Origin of the sequence: Paenibacillus sp. FSL R7-0204 (genome assembly GCF_038002225.1) — a bacterium.
Lineage (GTDB): Bacteria > Bacillota > Bacilli > Paenibacillales > Paenibacillaceae > Paenibacillus_AQ.
Genome location: NZ_JBBOCA010000001.1, coordinates 4,804,702 through 4,824,667, shown reverse-complemented (window position 1 = coordinate 4,824,667; position 19,966 = coordinate 4,804,702). Strand labels below are relative to the sequence as shown.

At 53.3% G+C, this 19,966-nt stretch carries 19 protein-coding genes and 1 pseudogene; 16 read left to right on the top strand and 4 right to left on the bottom strand.

Annotated elements, in window-relative coordinates; genetic code table 11:
• Window positions 1–31 precede the first annotated feature (31 nt).
• A complete protein-coding gene (locus tag MKX42_RS21470) occupies window positions 32–421 on the top strand; it encodes a hypothetical protein (protein WP_340754442.1) in 390 nt (129 codons plus the stop codon).
• Here MKX42_RS21470 and MKX42_RS21465 read toward each other — a convergent pair.
• Window positions 375–1,223, bottom strand: a complete 849-nt coding sequence (locus MKX42_RS21465; RefSeq protein WP_340754440.1) for a helix-turn-helix domain-containing protein — start codon at window positions 1,221–1,223, stop codon at window positions 375–377. The genes MKX42_RS21470 and MKX42_RS21465 overlap by 47 nt on opposite strands.
• Window positions 1,224–1,413: 190 nt before the next feature.
• Here MKX42_RS21465 and MKX42_RS21460 point away from each other — a divergent pair, with 190 nt between their 5' ends.
• The 10 genes from MKX42_RS21460 to MKX42_RS21415 all read left to right on the top strand — a co-directional run bounded on the left by MKX42_RS21460 (window position 1,414) and on the right by MKX42_RS21415 (window position 13,740).
• Window positions 1,414–2,397 (top strand): ABC transporter permease, encoded by a 984-nt coding sequence (locus tag MKX42_RS21460; protein WP_340754438.1) that lies wholly within the window; start codon window positions 1,414–1,416, stop codon window positions 2,395–2,397.
• Between the two features lie 17 nt (window positions 2,398–2,414).
• Complete coding sequence (locus MKX42_RS21455; RefSeq protein WP_209992353.1) at window positions 2,415–3,296, top strand: carbohydrate ABC transporter permease; 882 nt, start codon at window positions 2,415–2,417, stop codon at window positions 3,294–3,296.
• Between the two features lie 69 nt (window positions 3,297–3,365).
• A complete protein-coding gene (locus MKX42_RS21450; protein ID WP_235192010.1) occupies window positions 3,366–4,943 on the top strand; it encodes an extracellular solute-binding protein in 1,578 nt (525 codons plus the stop codon).
• Between the two features lie 96 nt (window positions 4,944–5,039).
• On the top strand, window positions 5,040–6,785 hold the full coding sequence (locus tag MKX42_RS21445) for a sensor histidine kinase (RefSeq protein WP_340754436.1): 1,746 nt from the start codon (window positions 5,040–5,042) through the stop codon (window positions 6,783–6,785).
• The gene (locus MKX42_RS21440; RefSeq protein WP_340754434.1) at window positions 6,782–7,489 is read left to right on the top strand and encodes a response regulator transcription factor; all 708 of its coding nucleotides are present in this window, start codon (window positions 6,782–6,784) and stop codon (window positions 7,487–7,489) included. The genes MKX42_RS21445 and MKX42_RS21440 overlap by 4 nt, the downstream gene beginning before the upstream one ends.
• Window positions 7,490–7,595: 106 nt before the next feature.
• Entirely contained in the window at window positions 7,596–8,822 is a 1,227-nt protein-coding gene (locus MKX42_RS21435; RefSeq protein WP_340754432.1) for an MFS transporter, read from the top strand.
• A gap of 1 nt (window position 8,823) precedes the next feature.
• On the top strand, window positions 8,824–10,137 hold the full coding sequence (locus tag MKX42_RS21430) for an alkaline phosphatase family protein (protein ID WP_340754430.1): 1,314 nt from the start codon (window positions 8,824–8,826) through the stop codon (window positions 10,135–10,137).
• An 897-nt stretch (window positions 10,138–11,034) separates the two neighbouring features.
• Window positions 11,035–11,778, top strand: a complete 744-nt coding sequence (locus MKX42_RS21425; protein WP_340757757.1) for a metal ABC transporter ATP-binding protein — start codon at window positions 11,035–11,037, stop codon at window positions 11,776–11,778.
• Window positions 11,771–12,613, top strand: a complete 843-nt coding sequence (locus MKX42_RS21420) for a metal ABC transporter permease (protein WP_340754428.1) — start codon at window positions 11,771–11,773, stop codon at window positions 12,611–12,613. Before MKX42_RS21425 ends, MKX42_RS21420 begins: the two co-directional genes overlap by 8 nt.
• Window positions 12,614–12,822: 209 nt before the next feature.
• A complete protein-coding gene (locus MKX42_RS21415; protein WP_340757755.1) occupies window positions 12,823–13,740 on the top strand; it encodes a metal ABC transporter substrate-binding protein in 918 nt (305 codons plus the stop codon).
• A gap of 77 nt (window positions 13,741–13,817) precedes the next feature.
• On the opposite strand, the gene MKX42_RS21410 is transcribed toward MKX42_RS21415, so the two are convergent.
• The gene (locus MKX42_RS21410; protein WP_340754426.1) at window positions 13,818–14,489 is read right to left on the bottom strand and encodes an O-methyltransferase; all 672 of its coding nucleotides are present in this window, start codon (window positions 14,487–14,489) and stop codon (window positions 13,818–13,820) included.
• A gap of 146 nt (window positions 14,490–14,635) precedes the next feature.
• On the opposite strand from MKX42_RS21410, the pseudogene MKX42_RS21405 reads away from it, so the two are divergent.
• The 4 genes and pseudogenes from MKX42_RS21405 to MKX42_RS21390 all read left to right on the top strand — a co-directional run bounded on the left by MKX42_RS21405 (window position 14,636) and on the right by MKX42_RS21390 (window position 16,838).
• Window positions 14,636–15,218, top strand: a pseudogene (locus MKX42_RS21405) (LysR family transcriptional regulator).
• 102 nt (window positions 15,219–15,320) lie between these two features.
• Entirely contained in the window at window positions 15,321–15,809 is a 489-nt protein-coding gene (locus MKX42_RS21400; RefSeq protein ID WP_036729895.1) for a DUF2975 domain-containing protein, read from the top strand.
• A gap of 10 nt (window positions 15,810–15,819) precedes the next feature.
• Window positions 15,820–16,035, top strand: a complete 216-nt coding sequence (locus MKX42_RS21395) for a helix-turn-helix domain-containing protein (protein WP_036729893.1) — start codon at window positions 15,820–15,822, stop codon at window positions 16,033–16,035.
• Window positions 16,036–16,064: 29 nt separating this feature from the next.
• Window positions 16,065–16,838 carry a DUF817 domain-containing protein gene (locus MKX42_RS21390; RefSeq protein ID WP_340754425.1) on the top strand — a complete coding sequence of 258 codons (774 nt, stop codon included), beginning with the start codon at window positions 16,065–16,067 and terminating at the stop codon, window positions 16,836–16,838.
• Here MKX42_RS21390 and MKX42_RS21385 read toward each other — a convergent pair.
• On the bottom strand, window positions 16,801–17,937 hold the full coding sequence (locus MKX42_RS21385; protein ID WP_340754424.1) for a saccharopine dehydrogenase family protein: 1,137 nt from the start codon (window positions 17,935–17,937) through the stop codon (window positions 16,801–16,803). The two genes, MKX42_RS21390 and MKX42_RS21385, sit on opposite strands and share 38 nt — an antisense overlap.
• Window positions 17,938–18,060: 123 nt before the next feature.
• Between MKX42_RS21385 and MKX42_RS21380 the strand changes: the two genes are divergently transcribed.
• Complete coding sequence (locus tag MKX42_RS21380; protein ID WP_340754423.1) at window positions 18,061–19,122, top strand: LuxR C-terminal-related transcriptional regulator; 1,062 nt, start codon at window positions 18,061–18,063, stop codon at window positions 19,120–19,122.
• Between the two features lie 129 nt (window positions 19,123–19,251).
• On the opposite strand, the gene MKX42_RS21375 is transcribed toward MKX42_RS21380, so the two are convergent.
• A complete protein-coding gene (locus MKX42_RS21375; RefSeq protein ID WP_340754421.1) occupies window positions 19,252–19,794 on the bottom strand; it encodes an NADPH-dependent FMN reductase in 543 nt (180 codons plus the stop codon).
• Window positions 19,795–19,966 lie beyond the last annotated feature (172 nt).

The window sequence follows — 19,966 nt, the reverse complement described above, 5'->3', positions numbered from 1 at the left end:
TGTAATCGGAAAACCGATTACAATCGGCCGGATGGGTGGCGTAGCCGGAAATGTAATCGGAAAACCGATTACAATCGGCCGGGCGGGGGACGTAGCCGGAAATGTAATCGGAAAACCGATTACAATCGGCCGGGCGGGGGACGTAGCCGGAAATGTAATCGGAAAACCGATTACAATCGGCCGGGCGGGTGGCGTAGCCGGAAATGTAATCGGAAAACCGATTACAATCGGCCGGGCGGGGGACGTAGCCGGAAATGTAATCGGAAAACCGATTACAATCGGCCGGATGGGTGGCGTAGCCGGAAATGTAATCGGAAAACCGATTACAATCGGCCGGATGGGTGGCGTAGCTGGAAATGTAATCGGAAAACCGATTACAATGGCCCCTCCCCCCCACCCCCATCCGCCGGAGGAAGAATGATCTTCCCCTCCCTATACCCCTTCCTGTACTGTGAAGGCGTGTACGAAGTAACCTTCTTAAATATCTTCGAGAAGTACAGCGGGTCGTGGTAGCCGACCGAGTAAGACAACGACTTCACCGACAACCGCGACTCCGCCAGCAGCTCGCAGGCCCGCCGGATGCGCACGGTGGTCAGGTAGCCGGAGATGGAGGTGCCCGTCTCTTTTTTGAACAGCCGGAACAGGTAACTGCGCTCAATCGTCACATATTCCACCACATCCAGCACCGATAAGGAAGACTTCCAATAGTTACTCTCGATATAGGCCTTCGCTGACCCTACATAGTCCTTCTTGAGACTGGCCTGCTCACTCGGATAAGACTCCATGTAATACGACAGCAGCAGATGAAGCGCCGCATCCGAGCGCTCCCGTGCATACGGCTCCTGTTGATACCCCTCGACCTGATCGAACATAGCCCTGAAATCCTGCGGGGCAGCCGTTACAACGGGCTGGTCCGGTGAGATATGAATCATGGCAAGCAAGCGCAGAGCCTCCGCCCCGCTGAACTCAATCCAGCAATACGCCCACGGGTCCTGCGGATCAGGATAATAATACACCTCCGTCTGCGGAAAAATCATGAAGCTCTCGCCCGTCTCCACAGGGTGTACCGTCTGGCCGGTCTTCAAGTAACCTCTGCCGCTTACGATATAATGCAGCGCATATACATCCCGGACGCCGGGTCCCCATCTGTGCAGATTGGGGGGCTTGTACCCGTTCCCTTTTACCATTGGACCCTCGCCAAGTCCGTATTCCCTAGAGTTCATAGTTGGCACCTATATCCTTTATCTTAGAGCTTCTGTTATTAGAATCTTAAGTCTGTCTTCTATACTATAAGACGAATACAACAAATAAACAAAGGAAGCGTATTCAAAAATGACAACGCTTTCTTAAGAATGTTGGCTTACGCCGTCCCCGGGCTTGCAGGTAAACTGAAGGTAAGAGGGAGGAGCGCATATGGAATTGGAAACACAGCCAAAAAGTCCCGGAACCGGCGGCGGCCGGCGGTCGTTTTTATGGAAGCGGTTTAAAAAACAGAAAGTACTGCATTTGTTCGTCGGGCTAGGCATGATCTATCTGCTGATCTTCGCGTATACTCCGATGTTCGGCATTCTGATGGCGTTCAAGGATTACAGCATCTCCGGCGGCATCAAAGGAATCTTCACCAGCGATTGGGTCGGGCTGAGGTATTTCGATGAATTCGTCCATGACTATCAATTCGGCAAGCTGGTCCGCAACACGCTGGTCCTTAGTCTGCTGAAGGTCATCTTCGCCTTCCCGGCGCCGATTCTGCTGGCGATCATGCTGAACGAAGTGAAGCACATGGCCTTCAAGCGGTTTGTGCAGACGATCAGCTATCTGCCGCATTTTATCTCCTGGGTGGTCGTGGTTGGCGTATCCTATGCCTTTCTGTCCGCCGATGTCGGTGTGGTCAATAAGGCGCTGATGGCGATGGGCTTCACGGATGAGCCGCTAGCCTTCCTGACCAGTCCGAATTACTTTTGGGGGCTGGCGGTAGGGAGTGCGGTGTGGAAGGAGATGGGCTGGTGGACGATTATTTTTCTGGCGGCAATATCGGGGATCAGTCCTTCCCAGTATGAGGCTGCTGAGATTGACGGTGCCGGAAGGCTGGCGCGAATCCGTTATATCACCCTGCCGGGGATGAAGGGAACCATCGTTGTTGTACTGGTGCTGACCATCGGAAGTATTCTCGGCGGCGGACTGGTGGGCTCCAACTTCGAGCAGGCCTACCTGCTAGGCAACAGTATCAATAATCCAACTTCTGAGATTGTCCAGACCTACGCATTCAGAGTGGGATTAAGCGACGGACGGTTCTCCTATGCAGCAGCGATAGATTTAATTCAATCGGTGATTTCGGTAGCGCTGATATTCTCCAGTAACTATATTGCCAAGCGGGTGTCAGGCTCCAGTCTGTTTTAGAGAGAGGAGGGAAGGCTATGCTGAAGAGTCAGCGGCAGAAGGATTTTGTTTTTGACAGCGTGATCTATGTGGTATTGTTCATTATTATGCTCACGATGCTGTATCCGTTCTATTATGTGTTAATTGCTTCCTTCAATAAAGGCTCGGACTCGCTGCTGGGCGGTGTGTATCTGTGGCCCCGGAACTTTACCCTGGAGAATTACCGGGTGTTCATGGATGATCCCAAGTGGGTGAAGGCGTTTCTGATCTCCGTACTGCGGACGGTGTCCGGCACCTTGCTCGGACTGCTGCTCACCAGCATCGTCGCTTACGGTCTATCCCATCGAGATCTGTTATTCAGCAAGGTCTATTTCACAGTGATCGTTTTCGCCATGTACTTCTCCGGCGGACTGATCCCATATTATGTAGTCCTGCGTTCACTAGGTTTGTTAAATTCCTTTGCAGTGTACATTATCCCGTCCATGCTCAGCACGTTCTTCCTGCTCATTGCGATTTCATTCTTCCGCGAAATTCCTGCTGAGCTAAAAGAGTCTGCGCATATAGACGGGGCCGGCGAGCTTACGATATTCTTCCGCATCATCCTGCCGGTCTCAACGCCGGTACTGGCGACTATGGCCTTGTTCATGGGGGTCGGGCAATGGAATTCCTGGCTGGATTCGGCTTATTTCGTCCAGTCCGAGGAGCTGCGTACGCTGGCCTTCCGCATGATGGAGGTCATCAACAAGAGCAACTCTCCGATGGATTCGCTGGCGGTAGCCAACAGTGCCTCGGCGGGTGTGACCAGCTTCTCCTTACAGGTCACTTCAATGGTGGTGTCCATTGTTCCCATTATCTGTGTGTACCCGTTCCTGCAGAAGTATTTCGTACATGGCATCATGCTGGGTTCGGTAAAAGGCTAGGCCAGTGCTTCAGTGTTCAAATGTTCCATTGCACATACAGCTCATTAATTCAATCATGGAGGGATTAGCTTGAACAAAAGCAGAAGCTTCAAGATCGTTGCAGCCGCACTCTCAATGGCCGTCGTGTTATCCGCCTGCGGCGGTAACGGGGGAAATACCGGCCAGCCCGCCCCGTCCGGCAGCCCGGACGCCGCAGCAGGCGGGAATGCGCCGGCCAAGCCCGGACAGGTGAAGGAGTTAAGCCTCTTCATCGATGCGTCGTGGTACCCGGTTACGGAATGGAAGGGCCCGGTCGCCGACATGATTACTGAGAAGACAGGAGTGAAGCTCAAGGTTACGGTCGCTACCGATGATAAGCAGCTTCCGCTGATGATTGCCTCCGGTGACCTGCCGGACCTGGTGTTCACCTCTTCCAACATAGACCGGTTATCCGACTCGAAGCTGTCATATTCCTGGAATGAGCTGATTGAGAAATATGCGCCGGATTTCAAGATTGACAAGACCCGGATTGCCATTCATACCATGGATGACGGCAAGTTCTATACCGTGCGGAACTCCTTTGCGACCCAGGAGGAGATGAAGAATAGTAAATATTCGTTAGGCAGCGACGGCAACCCGGGCATCGCGGTCCGGGAGGATATTCTGAAGGAGCTGGGGAATCCGCCGATCAAGACCCTGGATGATTTCGTCAAGGTGCTGGGCATGGTCAAGGAGAAATATCCCGAGATGGTCCCGCTGATCATGGACAAGGACTGGATTGAACAGTATTTCCTGGCCCAGTTCGGTACGGAGACCCTGCTCGACGGCTGGTATGAACAGGACGGCAAGGTGGAATATGCGATCAGGCAGCCCAAGATGCTGGACTTCTTCAAGTTCATGAATAGCCTGTACCGCAACGGCTATATCCTGGCTGAGAATTTCGCACTGGCCAATGACCAGATTGATGATCAATATGCTACGGGCGGCAAAGCCTTCGCCCATAGCCATACTGTATCCACGGCAGATACCGATAACATCAAGATCAAGAGCAATCAGGGGAACTTCTCCTTTAAGATGCTGCCAAGCGTATTGTCGAAGGATGCCAAGGTAGTCAGCTCAGGACTCGGCTTCTCCGGAACCTTCATCACCAAGAAGAATAAGGACCCGGAGGCCTCCATCAAATTCCTTCAGTATCTGGCGAGCGATGAAGGCAAGAAGCTGACGATGTTCGGAGTCGAAGGGGTACACTGGACCTGGAATGAAGAGGGCCACCCCGACTTCAAATATAATCCGTCCGATGCCGATTTCGTGAACAGCAACGGGATTAAATGGTGGTATCTCTATAACGATGGGGTTACTGAGGGTATGCTGTCCTATGTTCCTGAGCTGCAGAAGACCCAGGCGCTGATGGAACTGAAGGCGGTCCGTATCTACAAGCCGGAGCTCGGCCTGATTCAGACCCAGCCGGATTCACAGGAGAAGACCATTAAGACCAAGATCGATGAGATGGTCAAAAATGAGAAGGTCAAAATCTATCTGGCTGAATCGGAGGAAGCCGCAGTAGCAGCCTATGAGAATATGCTGAAGAACGCAGAGAACATCGGCCTGCAGAAGCTGACCGACTGGGCGAATGCGACCTATCAGAAGAAGAAAGAACTGTTCAAGTAAGCGAATTCCTGCCGGTAGAGACCTGTCTCTACCGGGTTTTACATGTTCATGGTAGGATTAGAGAACACAAGTCGGGCACCGGAGGGACAGTCTGCCGTGAGCATTGTACGCAAGATGATAGTAGGGTATATCTTTCTGATTTTTATTCCTGTAGTTACGTTTGGCTACTATTATTATAGTAAGATCTATGACAGTGTAAGCAGCCAGTTTGTGGAGAGCCGTCAAAAGATACTGGAGCAGGCCTATGCCAATATGAAGGCGGATCTGGCCCGGATTGATTCCACCCAGCGTATGCTCCAGTACAACCCGTATGTCACAGACTATCTGGACGGCAGCTATGAGACGGACTCAGAGAGCGTATATGCCTATAACCGTTATATCAATCCGGTGATTCTGCAATCGCTTAATATCAGTCCTGAGATCGACACGTTCAGAATCTATATAACCAAGCCGGGCGTGCTGCCCATTACTGACCGGCTGCTCGAACTATCGGCGCTGAACGAACAGGGTGCCGAGGCTACCCGTATGCTGCGGCCGGGACAGGGCAAATGGATCATTCCCGATCCTGAGGTGGAAGCGCCCCCGCTGGTATTCTACCAGAAAATATATAATAATGACTTTACCGAGATTGTGGGACTGCTGGAGCTGCGGGTTGGCAGTGAGCTGATCCGCAAATTCTACCGGGCAACAGGCGGAGGGGATTGGACCGCGCTGCTTCTGCCGGCAGAGGGCGAGCCGCTTATGCGGGCAGGTATCCCCGCAGCGGTGGACGATGCCACCTGGAGCAGACTGGCTTCGGGAGAAGCGCAGACGTATTTCATTAACCGGGAGGTCATTGTTAATCAGCTATATATGAAGGAACTGGGTGTGCGTGTCGCCGTAATCGGCAAGGTATCCGAGGTGTTCCACTCGATCCGGAGCCAGGAGCTGGTGATGATTACGACATTTGCGGTGCTGCTTGCGTTATTGTCGTTTGCCTATTACACCCTTGCTTCAACGATTACGAAGCGCGTTCTCCGCCTCGCCAGACATATGCGCAATCTGAATGATGACAACCTGAAGCAATCGGTCAGCAAGGAGGATAAGCCGGGCCGCAGGGATGAGATCAGCTTCCTGACCGAGACCTATAATTCGATGCTCCTGCGCATGGATGAGCTGATCAACAATGTCCACCGGGCCGAGCTGCGCAATAAGGAAGCCGCTTACAAGGTGCTCCAGGCCCAGATCAAGCCGCATTTTCTCTATAATACACTGGAGACCATCCGCATGCTGGCCGAATCGAACAACGACAAGGAAGTGGCGGAGATCTCTTACTGGTTCGGTAAGCTGATGCGCTACAGCCTGTCCGCCCAAGACGATCATACCGTTCTCTCCCAAGAGCTAGAGACTGTAGTGTTCTACCTCAATATTCACAAAATGCGGCTGCAAAAAAGACTTACCTATGAGGTCGATGTCGCTGTGGCTGCCGAGACCCTGATCTGTCCAAGATTCATCCTCCAGCCGCTGGTCGAGAATAGTATTGTTCACGGAGCTGCCGTGACGCTGCGGCCGGTCCATATCCTGATTCAGGCGAAGGAGACGGCGGAGGAGATCCGAATCAGCGTGTCGGACAGCGGCCTTGGCATTCCTGAAGAACAGGTGCAGCAGCTTCGTGCCCGGTTATCCCGCGGGGAAGAGGTGAAAACTCGGGAAGAGGCGGAGGGAGGCGTGGGCCTGTATAATGTCAGCGAGCGGATTAAATCATTCTATGGCGGGACTTCACGGCTGGAGCTTGAGAGTGAAGAGGGCAAGGGGACCTGCCTGGCCATCATCCTATCGAAAGGGGCGGCAGAGCAAGCATGAGAATTCTGATCGTAGACGATGAGCCGATTATCCTTGGAGGGCTGGTGAAGGTGATTGGCGGAGCCGCGCCGGTCGGAGCTGAGATCCGCGAGGCCGGCGACGCCTTCGAGGCGCTTCAGATCATGAAGGAATATATGCCGGATGTGACGGTAACGGACCTGCATATGCCGGAGAAGAACGGGTTCGAGATGATGGAGGAGGCGAAGGAGAACGGTTTATGTGAGCGCTTCATTATTCTTACCGGACATGATGACTTCGAATATGCCCGCCGGGCACTCCGCTACGGGGTAGTGGATTACCTGCTGAAGCCGGTGGATAAGGAGGAGGTAGCCCGGCTGCTGAGTCAGGTGAACCGGAATCTACCCTCCGTGGACAGCTCGGACTGTCCGCCCCATGCCAAGCGGATTCTTGCCTATACCCGGCTGAATTATATGAATGACCTGTCCCTGGATCATCTGGCCGAGCTGATGAACCTTCATCCGAATTACATTAGCAGCCTGTTCAAGAAGGTCACGGGTGATACGTTCGTCCATTTCCTGAATACCACCCGGATCAAGGAAGCGCAGAAGCTGCTGAGCCTCCACCGGGATCTGCCGGTAGTCGAGATCGGACGCCGGGTCGGGTATGAGAACAAGCATTACTTCAACAAGGTGTTCAAAAAATACACCGGCAGCACCCCGGGGGCTTACCGGGAAGATCATTAAAGCTGCTCCTGTGTAATCATCCGCCAATGATTTTACATCCCATTAACATGCTTCATATGTTCGCGTGATATAACTGAAACAATCGGTTATAAGAGGAGAAGATGAGATGAAGCTAAGCAAAGAGGAGAGATCGTGGATTCTATACGACTGCGGGAATTCCGCGTATTCGATGGCCGTGACTACGGCGCTGCTGCCGATTATCTTCGGGATGTTCGATAATGTGGGCAGCAGCATGGACCTGGGGTATTTCAACTCCATCGCCAGTATTCTGGTCGCGGTCCTCAGCCCGATTCTCGGTACAATTGCCGATTATAAAGACCGGAAGAAGCGGTTCTTTATTTTTTTCGCTGCGCTCGGTATCCTTGCCACCGCCTCCCTGGCTTTCGTGTCCCCGGATAGCGGGCTATGGCAACTGCTTATTGCCTTTTACATTCTGTCAGCGGTCGGCTTCGCCGGGTCCAATATCTTCTACGATTCCTTCCTCGTGGATATTACGGAGGATGAACGGATGGACAAGGTGTCTACCCGAGGGTTCGCCTACGGCTACATTTTCAGTTGTATTCCGTTCGGCATCAGTCTGCTGCTGATCTTCCTGCTGGGAATGGACAAGGCCATCGGCTACCAGATCGGGTTCATCATTACGGCGCTCTGGTGGGGACTGCTGACGGTGCCGATGATCCGGGATGTGAAGCAGAGATATTACATCGAGCCTGAGCCGAAGCCTGTGGCCCGGAGTTTCCAGCGTATCGCTGCCACCTTCAGGAATATCCGCCAGCACCGCATCGTCTTTGTGTTCCTGCTCGCTTATTTCTTCTATATTGACGGAGTGGATACGATTATCAAAATGGTTGTCCCCTACGCCACTTCCGTCCTCGGCACAGATGCCCTCGACACCTTCACGCTGCTGGGAATTCTGCTCATCATCCAGATTATTGCCTTTCCCTGCGCGATTCTCTATGGTAATCTGGCCAAAACCTACTCCGCCCGGAATCTGATTATTGCCGGGATCTTCACCTACGTGATCTCTTGTATCGCAGCGTTCTTCATTAGCTCGGTGTGGCATATCTTCCTGCTGGGTGCGCTGATCGGCTCGGCCCAGGGCGGCATTCAGGCGCTGAGCCGGTCCTATTTCGCCAAAATCATCCCGAAGGAGAATTCCAACGAATTCTTCGGGTTCTATAATATTTTCGGCAAGTTCGCGGCGATTCTCGGCCCTGCCTTAATGTCTCTGACCACTACCTTGAGCGGGGATGCCCGCTACAGTATTTTGTCGATTATTCCGCTCTTTCTGATCGGCTTCTTCATCTTCATCACATTGCCAAAGGGGACATAGTATGGAATCTACTGGACTGCAACCGCAACCACCCCCGGCAGCCAAGCATCTGATCGTCATCTCCTATGATGCCTTCTCTGAAGATCACTGGGAGATGGCCAGCCGCCTGCCCAATCTGTCGAAGCTAATCACCGGCGGTGCCTATAGCAACCGTCTCAGAAGTGTCTATCCTACACTCACTTACGTGGTGCATACGACCATCGCTACCGGCGTCTACCCGGATAAACACGGCATCTATCACAACAATCCGCTGCAGCCGTTCGTGCCGGAGGAGGAGCAGCGCTGGTTCTGGTTCCGGGAGGCGGTCCAGGTGCCAACAATCTATGATGCGGCGCGTAAGGCGGGGCTGAGTACGGCGGGACTGCTCTGGCCGGTAAGCGGCAAGTCCTCGATTCAGTATAATATCCCGGAGATCCGTGCGCTAAAAGGAGAGAATCAGGCGCTCAAGATACTGCGAAGCGGCAGTCCCCTGTACTGCGCCCGGCTGGAGCTGAAATACGGACGGATCAGGCAGGGCATCGCCCAGCCGCAGCTCGATAACTTCACCACGAAATGCGCCGCCGATACAATTAAGCGGCATAAGCCGAACCTGCTGCTGATGCATCTAATCGACCTGGATGACACCAAGCATATGTACGGCACGGATAGCGGGGAAGTAGACGATGTCATCCTGCGGATGGACAACCGGCTGGGTGAGATCATGAAGGCGGTAGAGGATGCCGGAATCCGCGAGGAGACGGTGATTATGGTGCTGGGTGACCATGGTCAGTTCAATGTGCGCTACAAGGTGCATTTGAACAATCTTTTGCAGGCTAAGGGGCTGATCTATGAGAAGGACGGCGTCATGCACTGGAGGGCCTACTTCCAGAGCGGCGGCGGTTCGGCATACCTGCATGTGCAGCCCGGAGATGAGGAAGCGCAGCAGCTGGCCTTGGCGGCGGTGGATGAATATAGGCGTGACGGTGCACCAGGAATAGAGAGTGTATATACGGAAGAGACATTGAAGCAACTCCATGCCAGCCCGGTGGCAAAAGTCATGCTAGAAGCACAGCAGGGTTACAGCTTCGATGAGGCGCTGGCGGACACGCTGGTCACCGATCTGCAGGCTGAGGGTATACGCTATGCTACGCATGGCTACTCCCCGGATGCAAGCGGATACCGCTGCAATGTCGTCATCGCAGGGGCAGGGATTAAGCAGGAATATCCCATCGGTGATCTGGAGATGGTCGACATCGCCCCGACGATGGGACGAATTCTGGGGATGAGGTTCGTGCCGGGGGACGGGCGTGTGCTGGAGGAGATTTTTCAGGCATAGCGGGGGATAGTATGAATGGTGAAAAGAGCAACTTCCATCGGTCTGATCAGGTTGTCCGCGCACGCGGCAGCCGGGTTGGGCTTTTTTTGTTGATTGCAGAGGCACATATGATGATAGCTAGCTTATGCGGAGGTGTGGAGCGGGTGCACGCAAGCTGGATGTATGCGGAAAAGAGAACACAATATGCTCCCGCGTAGTAGAAAGACGTTTACCTAAGGAATTAGGTGGATTTCCTCCACTTGCTGATGAACGAATGAGCGCTTCCCGGACAACAGTTGTATAAACAACACTTAATTTCAGCCCATTCAGCTGCAGAAGCCCAAATAAACTATTTTAGTTGCACTATTTCCACTTGTTTCCATGCATTTGCCTGAAGTGGTCTAATTAAGATACGTTTTTCCACCTGTTTGCAGCTAAGAGGGAGACGCCCTGCCCGTGGACATGCCTCCGGACCCTGTACATCCCCGTTGTCCGTAAACTCTTAGGCATCCACTAGAAAATTCCGTATCCAAGTACCTTCTTGTGACCCTGAGCATGCCCGCGCTCCCTCCAATCCCCGTAGTCCCTCGATATTCTGGGAGCCCCTGAACGTCCTCCGCCTTCCCTTAACCGATTCCTGTGCCCCTGAACTTTGCCCAAGCTCGCCACGCCTACAAATTGAAATTTAAATTACCGTTGACAATTTGCCTATGATCAAATATATTATCCATAAGAATAAAAGTTTCCCAAGGGAAACATATGTGTATATGTGAAACAATAGACGCGTTAATAGGCTATATAGATTGGACTAAAAAATTTAAGTTTAGGGAAAAGTGGCGAACAGCCAATTCCAAAACCTAAAAAATCATTAGTTCAATTTAGCCAGATAGACCAAAGAAGAGACGGGGTGTTCATATGATTCAGATTAAAGGTTTAAATGTTGATTATTTCGGCCATTCGGCGCTGGAAGGAGTGACGCTCGATATCCCCTTCGGGCATTCGGTAGGCATTATCGGGCCCAATGGCGCCGGTAAATCCACATTCATTAAGGCGCTGCTGGACGTGATCAAGAAGAGAAGCGGAACGGTGAAGGCGGAGGGGAAGGACATTGCCCTGTACAGACGGAATATCGCCTACGTGCCGCAGAAGAACGATATTGACCTGACTTTTCCCATTACAGTTAAGGATACGGTGCTGACCGGAACTTATCCGAACCTAAAGCTGTTCCGGCGACCAGGTAAGAAGGAGCGGAATATTGCGGAGCGCAGCATGGCGATGGTGGAGATCGGTGACCTTGCGGATAAGAGAATCAGCAATTTGTCCGGCGGGCAGCTGCAGCGGGTGTTTATCGCCCGGGCGCTGGCCCAGGAGGCCAGTGTGTTTTTCCTGGATGAGCCGTTTGTGGGCATTGATATGGTCAGCGAGCGCATCATTGTGAACCTGTTCAAGCAGCTCCGCGAGGAAGGCAAGACCATCCTGGTGGTGCATCATGATCTGCATGAGGTCGAAGAATATTTTGACAAAATCATTCTGCTCAATAAGCAGCTAATCGCCTTCGGAGATGTGCAGGATACCTTCACCACGGAGAATATCCGCAGAGCTTACGGTACATCCCTCGGCAATGTAATGATCCAGGGGGCAGGAGGTGCCGTTCATGCTTGAGTCCTTATCCAGTCTGCTGAATATTCCGGTATACGCCCTGAACGCCGGGTTATCTGCGATTATTCTCGGGATTGTCTCGGGGGCGCTCGGCAGCTTCATCGTTCTGCGCAAAATGTCACTGATGGGTGATGCCTTATCTCATGCGGTGCTTCCGGGCGTCGCCCTGTCATATATTCTGGGCATCAACATCCTGCTGGGCGCTTCGTTGTTCGGCTTGTTAGCCGCTATTCTCATTCAATTCATCACCAGCCGCAGCAATATCAAGAGCGATACCTCCATCGGTATCATTCTCAGCTCCTTCTTTGCACTCGGCATTGTCTTGATTACGTTCGCCCGCAGCGGGCTGGATCTCACTCATATTCTGTTCGGCAACATTCTGGCCGTTCCGCAATCCGAGCTGCTGCAATCCTTCATCATCATGCTGGCGGTGCTTGCCATTATTGCACTGCTGTACAAAGAGCTGCTGATCAGCTCATTCGATCCGGTGGTCGCGAAGGCATACGGGCTGAAGACCGGCTTCTATCATTATCTGCTGATGATGCTGCTCTCTGTAGTGACCGTCTCCTCCTTGTCCCAGGTTGGCATTGTGCTGGTCATCGCCATGCTGGTCATCCCGGCAGCCACCTCGTATCTGTGGTCTAATTCCTTGCTGCATATGATTGTATTAGCCTCTGCAGTAGGGGCAGCCTCGGGGATCATTGGCGTTTACGTGAGCTTCCGCTACAATCTGCCGACAAGTGCAACAATCGTGCTGGTAGGCGTCACCCTGTTCAGCATTTCATTCATCATATCGCCCAAGAATAATTTTCTGCGGAAAGGACTGAAGCAAGCATGAGACGATACCGATTGAACCTGGGTACAGATAGAGAGGGGAGAGCGGCGGAGGAGAATTTTGGAACTGTAGGAGCGTTAGCGTCCGCCTTTGTCACCGGATTTCTACCGCGATTAGCGGTATTCATCAGGAAATCTGGGGACAACAGCGGCCGGAGGGCCAAACATTCTTTGGAGCCGCGGCTACCCCGGAACAGCAAGCGTACAAGTCCAATCCATTTTGTCAAAATACTATCGGCATCCGTACTCATTCTACTACTAGCAGCATGCTCCAACACCAGTAAGGGGGGAGCGGATGACGGCAAGCTGCAGATTGTGGCCACGTATTCAATCATTGCAGACATGACCCGGAATATTACCGGAGATAAAGCGGAGGTCTACAGCATGGTGCCTATAGGCACAGATCCGCATATGTATGACCCGCTGCCCGCAGATACAGGCAAGGTCTCCAGTGCGGACCTTATTTTCTATAACGGCTTGAATCTGGAGACCGGCAAGGGCTGGTTCCAGGATCTGCTCAAGGTGACGAAGAAGGAAGCGGCCGCGTTTGCCGTCTCCGAAGAGGTCACGCCGATGTACCTAACCGAGAAGGGGAAGGAGTCCCAGGTTGACCCTCATGCCTGGCTGGATATACAGAACGCGGTCAAGTATGTGGATGTCATTACCGCTCGTGTGATCGAAAGGGACCCGGACAACAAGCAGTATTATCTGGATAACCAGACCGCGTATGTGAAGGAGCTGACGGAGCTGGATCAGTATGCCAAGGAAGCTGTGAGCAAGGTCCCGCAGGAGAAGCGCGTGCTGGTCACCAGTGAAGGGGCCTTCAAATACTTTTCCCGGGCCTATGGCTTCGAGTCCGCTTTCATCTGGGAGATCAACACGGACAGCCAGGGAACACCGGAGCAGATGAACCGGATCATCGGCATTATCAAGGAGAAGCAGATTCCGGCGCTATTCCTGGAGACGAGCGTCAACCCTAAGACGATGGAGACGATTTCCCGTGAGACCGGGGTGCCGGTCCACTCCAAGATTTTCACGGATTCTCTGGCTAAGGAAGGCGAAGACGGAGACACCTATCTGAAGATGATTAAGTGGAATATCGATCAGGTGATTGAGGGCTTGTCCCGATAGGCTGCAACAAATAACCCGCCAACATGGATGAATTGCTTATCCAGTCTTGGCGGGTTATTTCTGTTATTGTTCATTGTTCAAGCGGTAACAATGCCTAACACAAAGCCGTCATAGCCCTTGCTGCCTACCGTCTGTATTGCAGTAGCATCTATACGCGGCTCTGCGGCGAGCAGCTCCATGAACTGCCGGATGCCTTGAACCCGGTCATCCGCACTGCCCGGGTCAATAACCTCGCCGTCACGCACCACGTTATCGGCTACGATGACTGCGCCCGGCCGGGCCAGCTTCAGCGCCCACTTCAGGTAATGCGGATTATTAGGCTTGTCGGCATCAATGAAGATGAAGTCAAACGGCTCATAGCCCCGGGCTTCCAGCAGCGCCAGCGAATCCAGCGCCGGGCCTTCAATTACCTCTGTCTTGTCTGCCAGCCCCGCCATTCTCAGGTTATCCTCAGCTACTACAACATGCTTGTGCTCGAATTCCAGCGAGACCAGCTTGCCCGTCTCCGGCAACGCCCGCGCCAGCCAGATGGTGCTATAACCGCCCAGGGTGCCAATCTCCAGAATGTTGGACGCTCCCTTCATTTTAGCGAGCAGATGCAGCAGCTTCCCCTGATTCGGAGCGACATCAATCGCCGGTAAGCCGGCCCCTGTATTCGCATCCAGCACAGCATCCAGGACCGGATCTGCCGCCAATAATCGGTCATTGAAATAAGCGTCTACGTTGCTCCATTTGTTCTGTTCTTCCATGTGAATCCCTCCGTTAGTTGTGTTTTTGTATTGGTGTATTAGAACTGCTTTAAATATAAAGGATTATCATTCATAATACTAATATATGTTAATGGTATAATCATAAGTATAAGTTATGAATGCAACCCATGAATAGGAGCGCATTTATGAACATTCATGCACTGAGGCTTTTTTATTATGTAGCCGAGACGGGAAGCGTTACGAAGGCGGCTGCCCGGCTGAGGATCAGCCAGCCGGCGGTGACCAGCCAGATCAAGAGGCTGGAGAAGGATTTGGGGTTGCCGCTGTGTAGTCCCAGCGGCCGGGGAATCTCGCTGACTCCCTTCGGGACAGAGCTGGCGAAGCAGGCAGGCAATCTCTTCACCTATGAAGAACGGATTGAGGAGTTCGTAGAGGATTACCGCCAGGGACGGAAGGGGAAGCTGCGCATTGCCGCCACCTATCTTCCGGCGGGAACGTTTGGTCTCGCTCTGTACAACCTACAGCCTGAAGCCGCCGCGTGTGACCCTGCAATTCAGCGGGTTGGGCGAAGTCATTCGTTCGGTCATGGCAGGGTATGGTGCCAACTTCATCTCCTCGCTGGCTGTGCGGGACTATTTGGAGTGGAAGCAGTTATGCCGGGTACAGGTGGAGGGCATTCAGCTTAGCAATCATATTGCTGTCTGTACACGCAAGAACGAGACCCTGTCAGCCGGGCTACAGCGGTTTATTGACATCTGCCGGCAATGATAAAACAATAATTAAATATTATTATTCAATCTAAATATATTGATAAACAATAAATACTGTGTTAAATTGAACTCACAATTAATGAGTGAGGTGCTTGTCTTGATGAAACGTAAACCCGCTTCAACCACTTTTTTGAAGGCTGTGATTCTTCTGCTGGGCATGGGTGCACTGGCCCTGTGTATCTTTGCGGTTCCGTCCATCGCCGGCTTTGCAGCCGAGCTGTATCCGGAGCATGCGTACCTCAAGGCTCTGGTCATGATTGATTTATACGGGGCGGCGGTACCTTTCTACATTGCGCTCTATCAGACCTTCAGACTGCTGGGGTATATTGACCAGAACATGGCCTTCTCGGAGGCTTCGGTACAGGTGCTGAAGAATATCAAGCACTGCGCAGTGGCCATCAGCGGGATATTCGTTATAGGGTTGCCGCTGTTCTATCTGATGGCGGAGAAGGATGATGCCCCGGGGATCATCGTCATCGGGATGATCCTTATTTTTGCCTCGCTGGTCATTGCCGTGTTCGCGGCAGTTCTCCAGAAGCTTTTGAAAGACGCTATTGAACTGAAATCTGAAAATGATCTGACAGTCTGAGGTGACGACCATGGCGATTATAATCAACATTGATGTCATGCTGGCTAAGCGGAAAATGAGCGTAACCGAGCTTACGGAGCGGGTGGGAATTACGATGGCGAACCTGTCCATTCTGAAGAACGGCAAGGCCAAGGCGATCCGCTTCTCAACGCTTGAGGCGATATGTAAGGCGCTGGACTGCCAGCCGGGAGATATTCTGGAATACACAGCGGATGCTATAGAATAATGGGCACCGGGAGCGGGGAGGGAATGGTATTGAGAACCATGACACGGCTGCTGCACTTCGGGTATCATCAGGCGATGAGCTGTATTTTTCCTGTAGCGATCTTTGGAACGTTAATCCTGACCCGCACAATCGAGCTGCCGTTCATCCACCGCTATGATCTGATTCTGCTGATCCTGCTTACTGTGCAGTACCTGATGTACCGGAGCGGGCTGGAGACGCTGGATGAGATCAAGGTCATCTGTGTGTTTCATGGAATTGGACTGGTGCTGGAGATGTATAAAATAAGAATGGGCTCCTGGGCCTACCCGGAACCCGGTTATGCGAAGCTGCTCGGTGTGCCGCTGTACAGCGGATTCATGTATGCCAGTGTGGCAAGCTACATGTGCCAGATCTGGCGCAGGCTGAAGATGGAGTTGACCGGCTGGCCGGGTCTTGCCGCTGCGGGACTACTGGGCGGAGCGATCTACCTGAACTTCTTCACCCACCACTATATTCCAGATTTCCGCTGGTGGCTGACAGCCCTGGTAGTAGTGGTATTCTGGAGAACCTGGATCATCTACCGGGTGCAGGGCAAGACGTACCGGATGCCGCTTGTGCTGGCTTTTGCCATTGTAGGCTTCTTCATCTGGCTGGCCGAGAATATTGCGACCTTCCTGGGGGCGTGGCAATACCCGGACCAGCACGAGAGCTGGCAGCTGGTAGGCTTCGGCAAGATCAGCTCATGGTTCCTGCTGGTGATTATCAGCGTGATTATTGTCGCTCAGCTTAAGCATGTGAAGGCCGGCCGGAACGGGTCCAGATAGCCAGTCCGTCCAGCGGATAACGGAAGGAGGGTCCCGTTCCGCCGGAGACGGAAGGGATTAGCGAACATTGTTCCCCGTTGGAATCAAGGGAGAATAGCTGTTCAATGTGATAGACACCGGGAGACGGTGCTGACTCATAGAGTCTCAAGGCGACTCCAGCAGCCGTTGCTGCTGTGATGGATGCTTCATGTACGCCTGTGATTCCGTATTCTCTGGAGGCGGGTATACCGTCCTTCATGCCACAGGCATCGACTTTGACCGCGTAGCGCTCGGACCCGAAGCGGAAGCGGGTGAACGCCTGGACCGCGAGGTTGCGGAGCGTCCGGTTACGCAGCAGACGGTAGAGTCCGGTGCGGCGCAGCAGCGCTGCGGCTGAGGTCATGCTCCGTGAATCGAAGCAGAGCCGGGTCGAGACGGAAGGTACGGCAAGGGTCTGAGGCAGAGTCATCTGATCCGAAAAAGGAAAACGGTAGGCTCTATGCGTCCGCAGAGCAAACCCGAAATCCGCAGTCTTAGCCTCCGTGAAGCTTGAGGCGGTGCGCGGTCTGCCGTGTTCGGTAATCTCGAAGTCGGCTCCAAGGTTGTCCACCGTCCACTCCATAGCCGCCTGTCCATGGCTGTCACCCAGTCCCAGCATGATCGAGATGTCGATCTGCTCTGTATGGTCCAGCTCCTGGACAGCCCGTGCCGCAAGCAGGTTCGTTAACCCCGGTGCGAGGCCGACACTCAGCACTGCTGCCGCCTTGAGCTTATGCTTCACAGGGTCGAGCCTTTGCAGCATAGTCAGGAAGTCTCCGCTTGCCGAGACATCTACATAATGGGTGCCGCTCTGGAGGCAGGCTTCGGCCAGCCGGGTGTCCTGCTGATCCAGACACATGACGACCAGCTTGACCTTCCCCAGCAGCTCTGGGGGAAGCGGCTTCTCTGCTGACAGGCACAGCGGCTTCACATATCCGCCGGTACTGCGGGAGAATTCCTCGGCCCTGTTCAGGTTTCTTCCTGCCGCGTAGACCTTGCCGGGGTGCTGTGCCCCGAGTAGCCGGCATATCTGTGACCCGACATGCCCGTAGCCGCCGATTACTACAATATCTGTTTTCATAAGTATTCCCGTCCTTCGTGGTGGATTGCAGAATCTGCGGTATAATTAACGTTACGTATCATTATCCTGCTAAGGCGGGCGGCAGACTATCCCACATTTGTGGGATTTCGGGGAGGACAGAAGATGAACAAGGGAGTACATAGCCTATTACAGCTTGACCCTGTCCGGGGTGGTCCGGTTCTGGATTCACAGCAGTACCGTGAAGCGGTAATTGCCAGGCTCCGCCTGCTGGTTCCGTTCGCTGCGGCCTGTTGTACGACAGTAGACCCGCACACGCTTTTAACCACAGGGGCAGTCACGGAGCAGGGACTTGAAGAGGTTCATCCGCTATTGTTCGAATATGAATATCTGCATGAGGATTATATGAAGTATGAGCAGTTAGCGGTGTCGGATATTCCGGCAGTCTGCTTAAGCGGAGTGACCGGGGGAAGCCTGGAGAAAAGCGCGCGGTACCGCAAGGTGCTGCAGCCCGCCGGATTCGGGGATGAGCTGCGCGTAGCGCTGCGCACAGGCGGGGTCTGCTGGGGGTTCCTGACCTTATTCCGTCAGTTGGGCCAGCCGGCGTTTCAGGAGCAGGAATGTGCCTTGTTGGCTTCGGTAGCTCCGCTGATCGCTGAACGTCTGCGTGCGTATGCTTCTGTCCTGCCGGTATCCGGAGCGGATCGGGCAGTGCCGGAGGATAACGGTATTCTGGTGCTGAGTGAGCGGCTGGTCCCGGTCAGTGCGAATGCAGCAGCCCGTTATTGGCTGAAGCAGATCTGGAACCTGGAGCAGCTGGAAGAAGGGCAGCTTCCAGGCCCGGTGCGTGCCGTCTGCCTGCGGGTGCTCGGCGCGAAGAAGCCCGCCGGAGCCGGGACTTCTCAGGCAAGAATAAGTCTTCCAATTGGAGACGGGGCGTATCTGACAGTTACCGCAAGCCTGCTTGGCGGCCCGCAGACACAGCTCGCCGTATCCTTGGTAAGTGCCCGCTCCGGCGATGTTTTCCGGCTGCTGGCCGAAGCCTTCGCCCTGACCGCGCGGGAGAAGGAGCTGGCAGAGCTGCTGGCGCTGGGGTTATCGACCAAGGAGCTGGCCGAATCGCTGCATATCTCCGCCTACACGGTACAGGATCATTTGAAATCCATCTTCGCCAAGACAGGCGTATCCAGCCGCAGAGAGCTGATCAGCCGGCTGCTTCCGCGATAAGGGTCGAGAATTACTTATGAGAATTACTAATGTAAAACAAATAAGGGGAATCTCCACAGCCTTTGGCTGGAGATTCCCCTTGCTTCATGTTCGGACTTGTATAGATCTGGAACTGCTTCGAATGAATTCTTACTGGCGCAGTGTCTTTAGCGCGCCGCTCCAGGCCAAGACCTGATCCAGCATAGCATTGACATTGGCAGCATGCAGGTCAGCCGGCTTGAACACCGAGCCGTTCTCGAAGTCGGTGAACAGCGAGAGCAGCGGGTGGACACGAACATCGGCGACGGACAATTCGCCGAGAATACCGCGCAGATGCTCAGCGGCGCGGGCGCCACCGGCGGAGCCGTAGCTGACGATTCCGGCAGCCTTGTTGTTCCATTCTTCGCGGGCAGAATCCAGTGCGTTCTTCAGTGCACCGGAGAGACTGTGGTTATATTCCTGAACGATGAATACGAATCCGTCCAGGGTAGCCAGCTTAGCTGCCCAAGCCTGAGCTTCAGCGTAGCTGTCGCTCTCCCCGAGCAGCGGCAGCTTGAAGTCAGCAATATCTACGATTTCGTAATTAGCATCTCCACGGGCATCAGCGATCCCCTTCACCCATTCGCCTACCTGCGGGCTAACGCGGCCCTTGCGTGTGCTTCCAAGAATAATTCCGATATTAAGTGTTGTCATTGTAATTCCTCCTCGAATTTTGTTTTCCGTAATTTGTTTTGCTTGATATGTTTTTTATTATAGCTGATAACTTTAATAAAGCAAGTGAAATTTTGAAACCTAGTTAAATTTTTAGCTAAAAATTAAAGCGGCCCAATCGCAGACCCGAATCTGGGAAGGCAATGGACCGCAA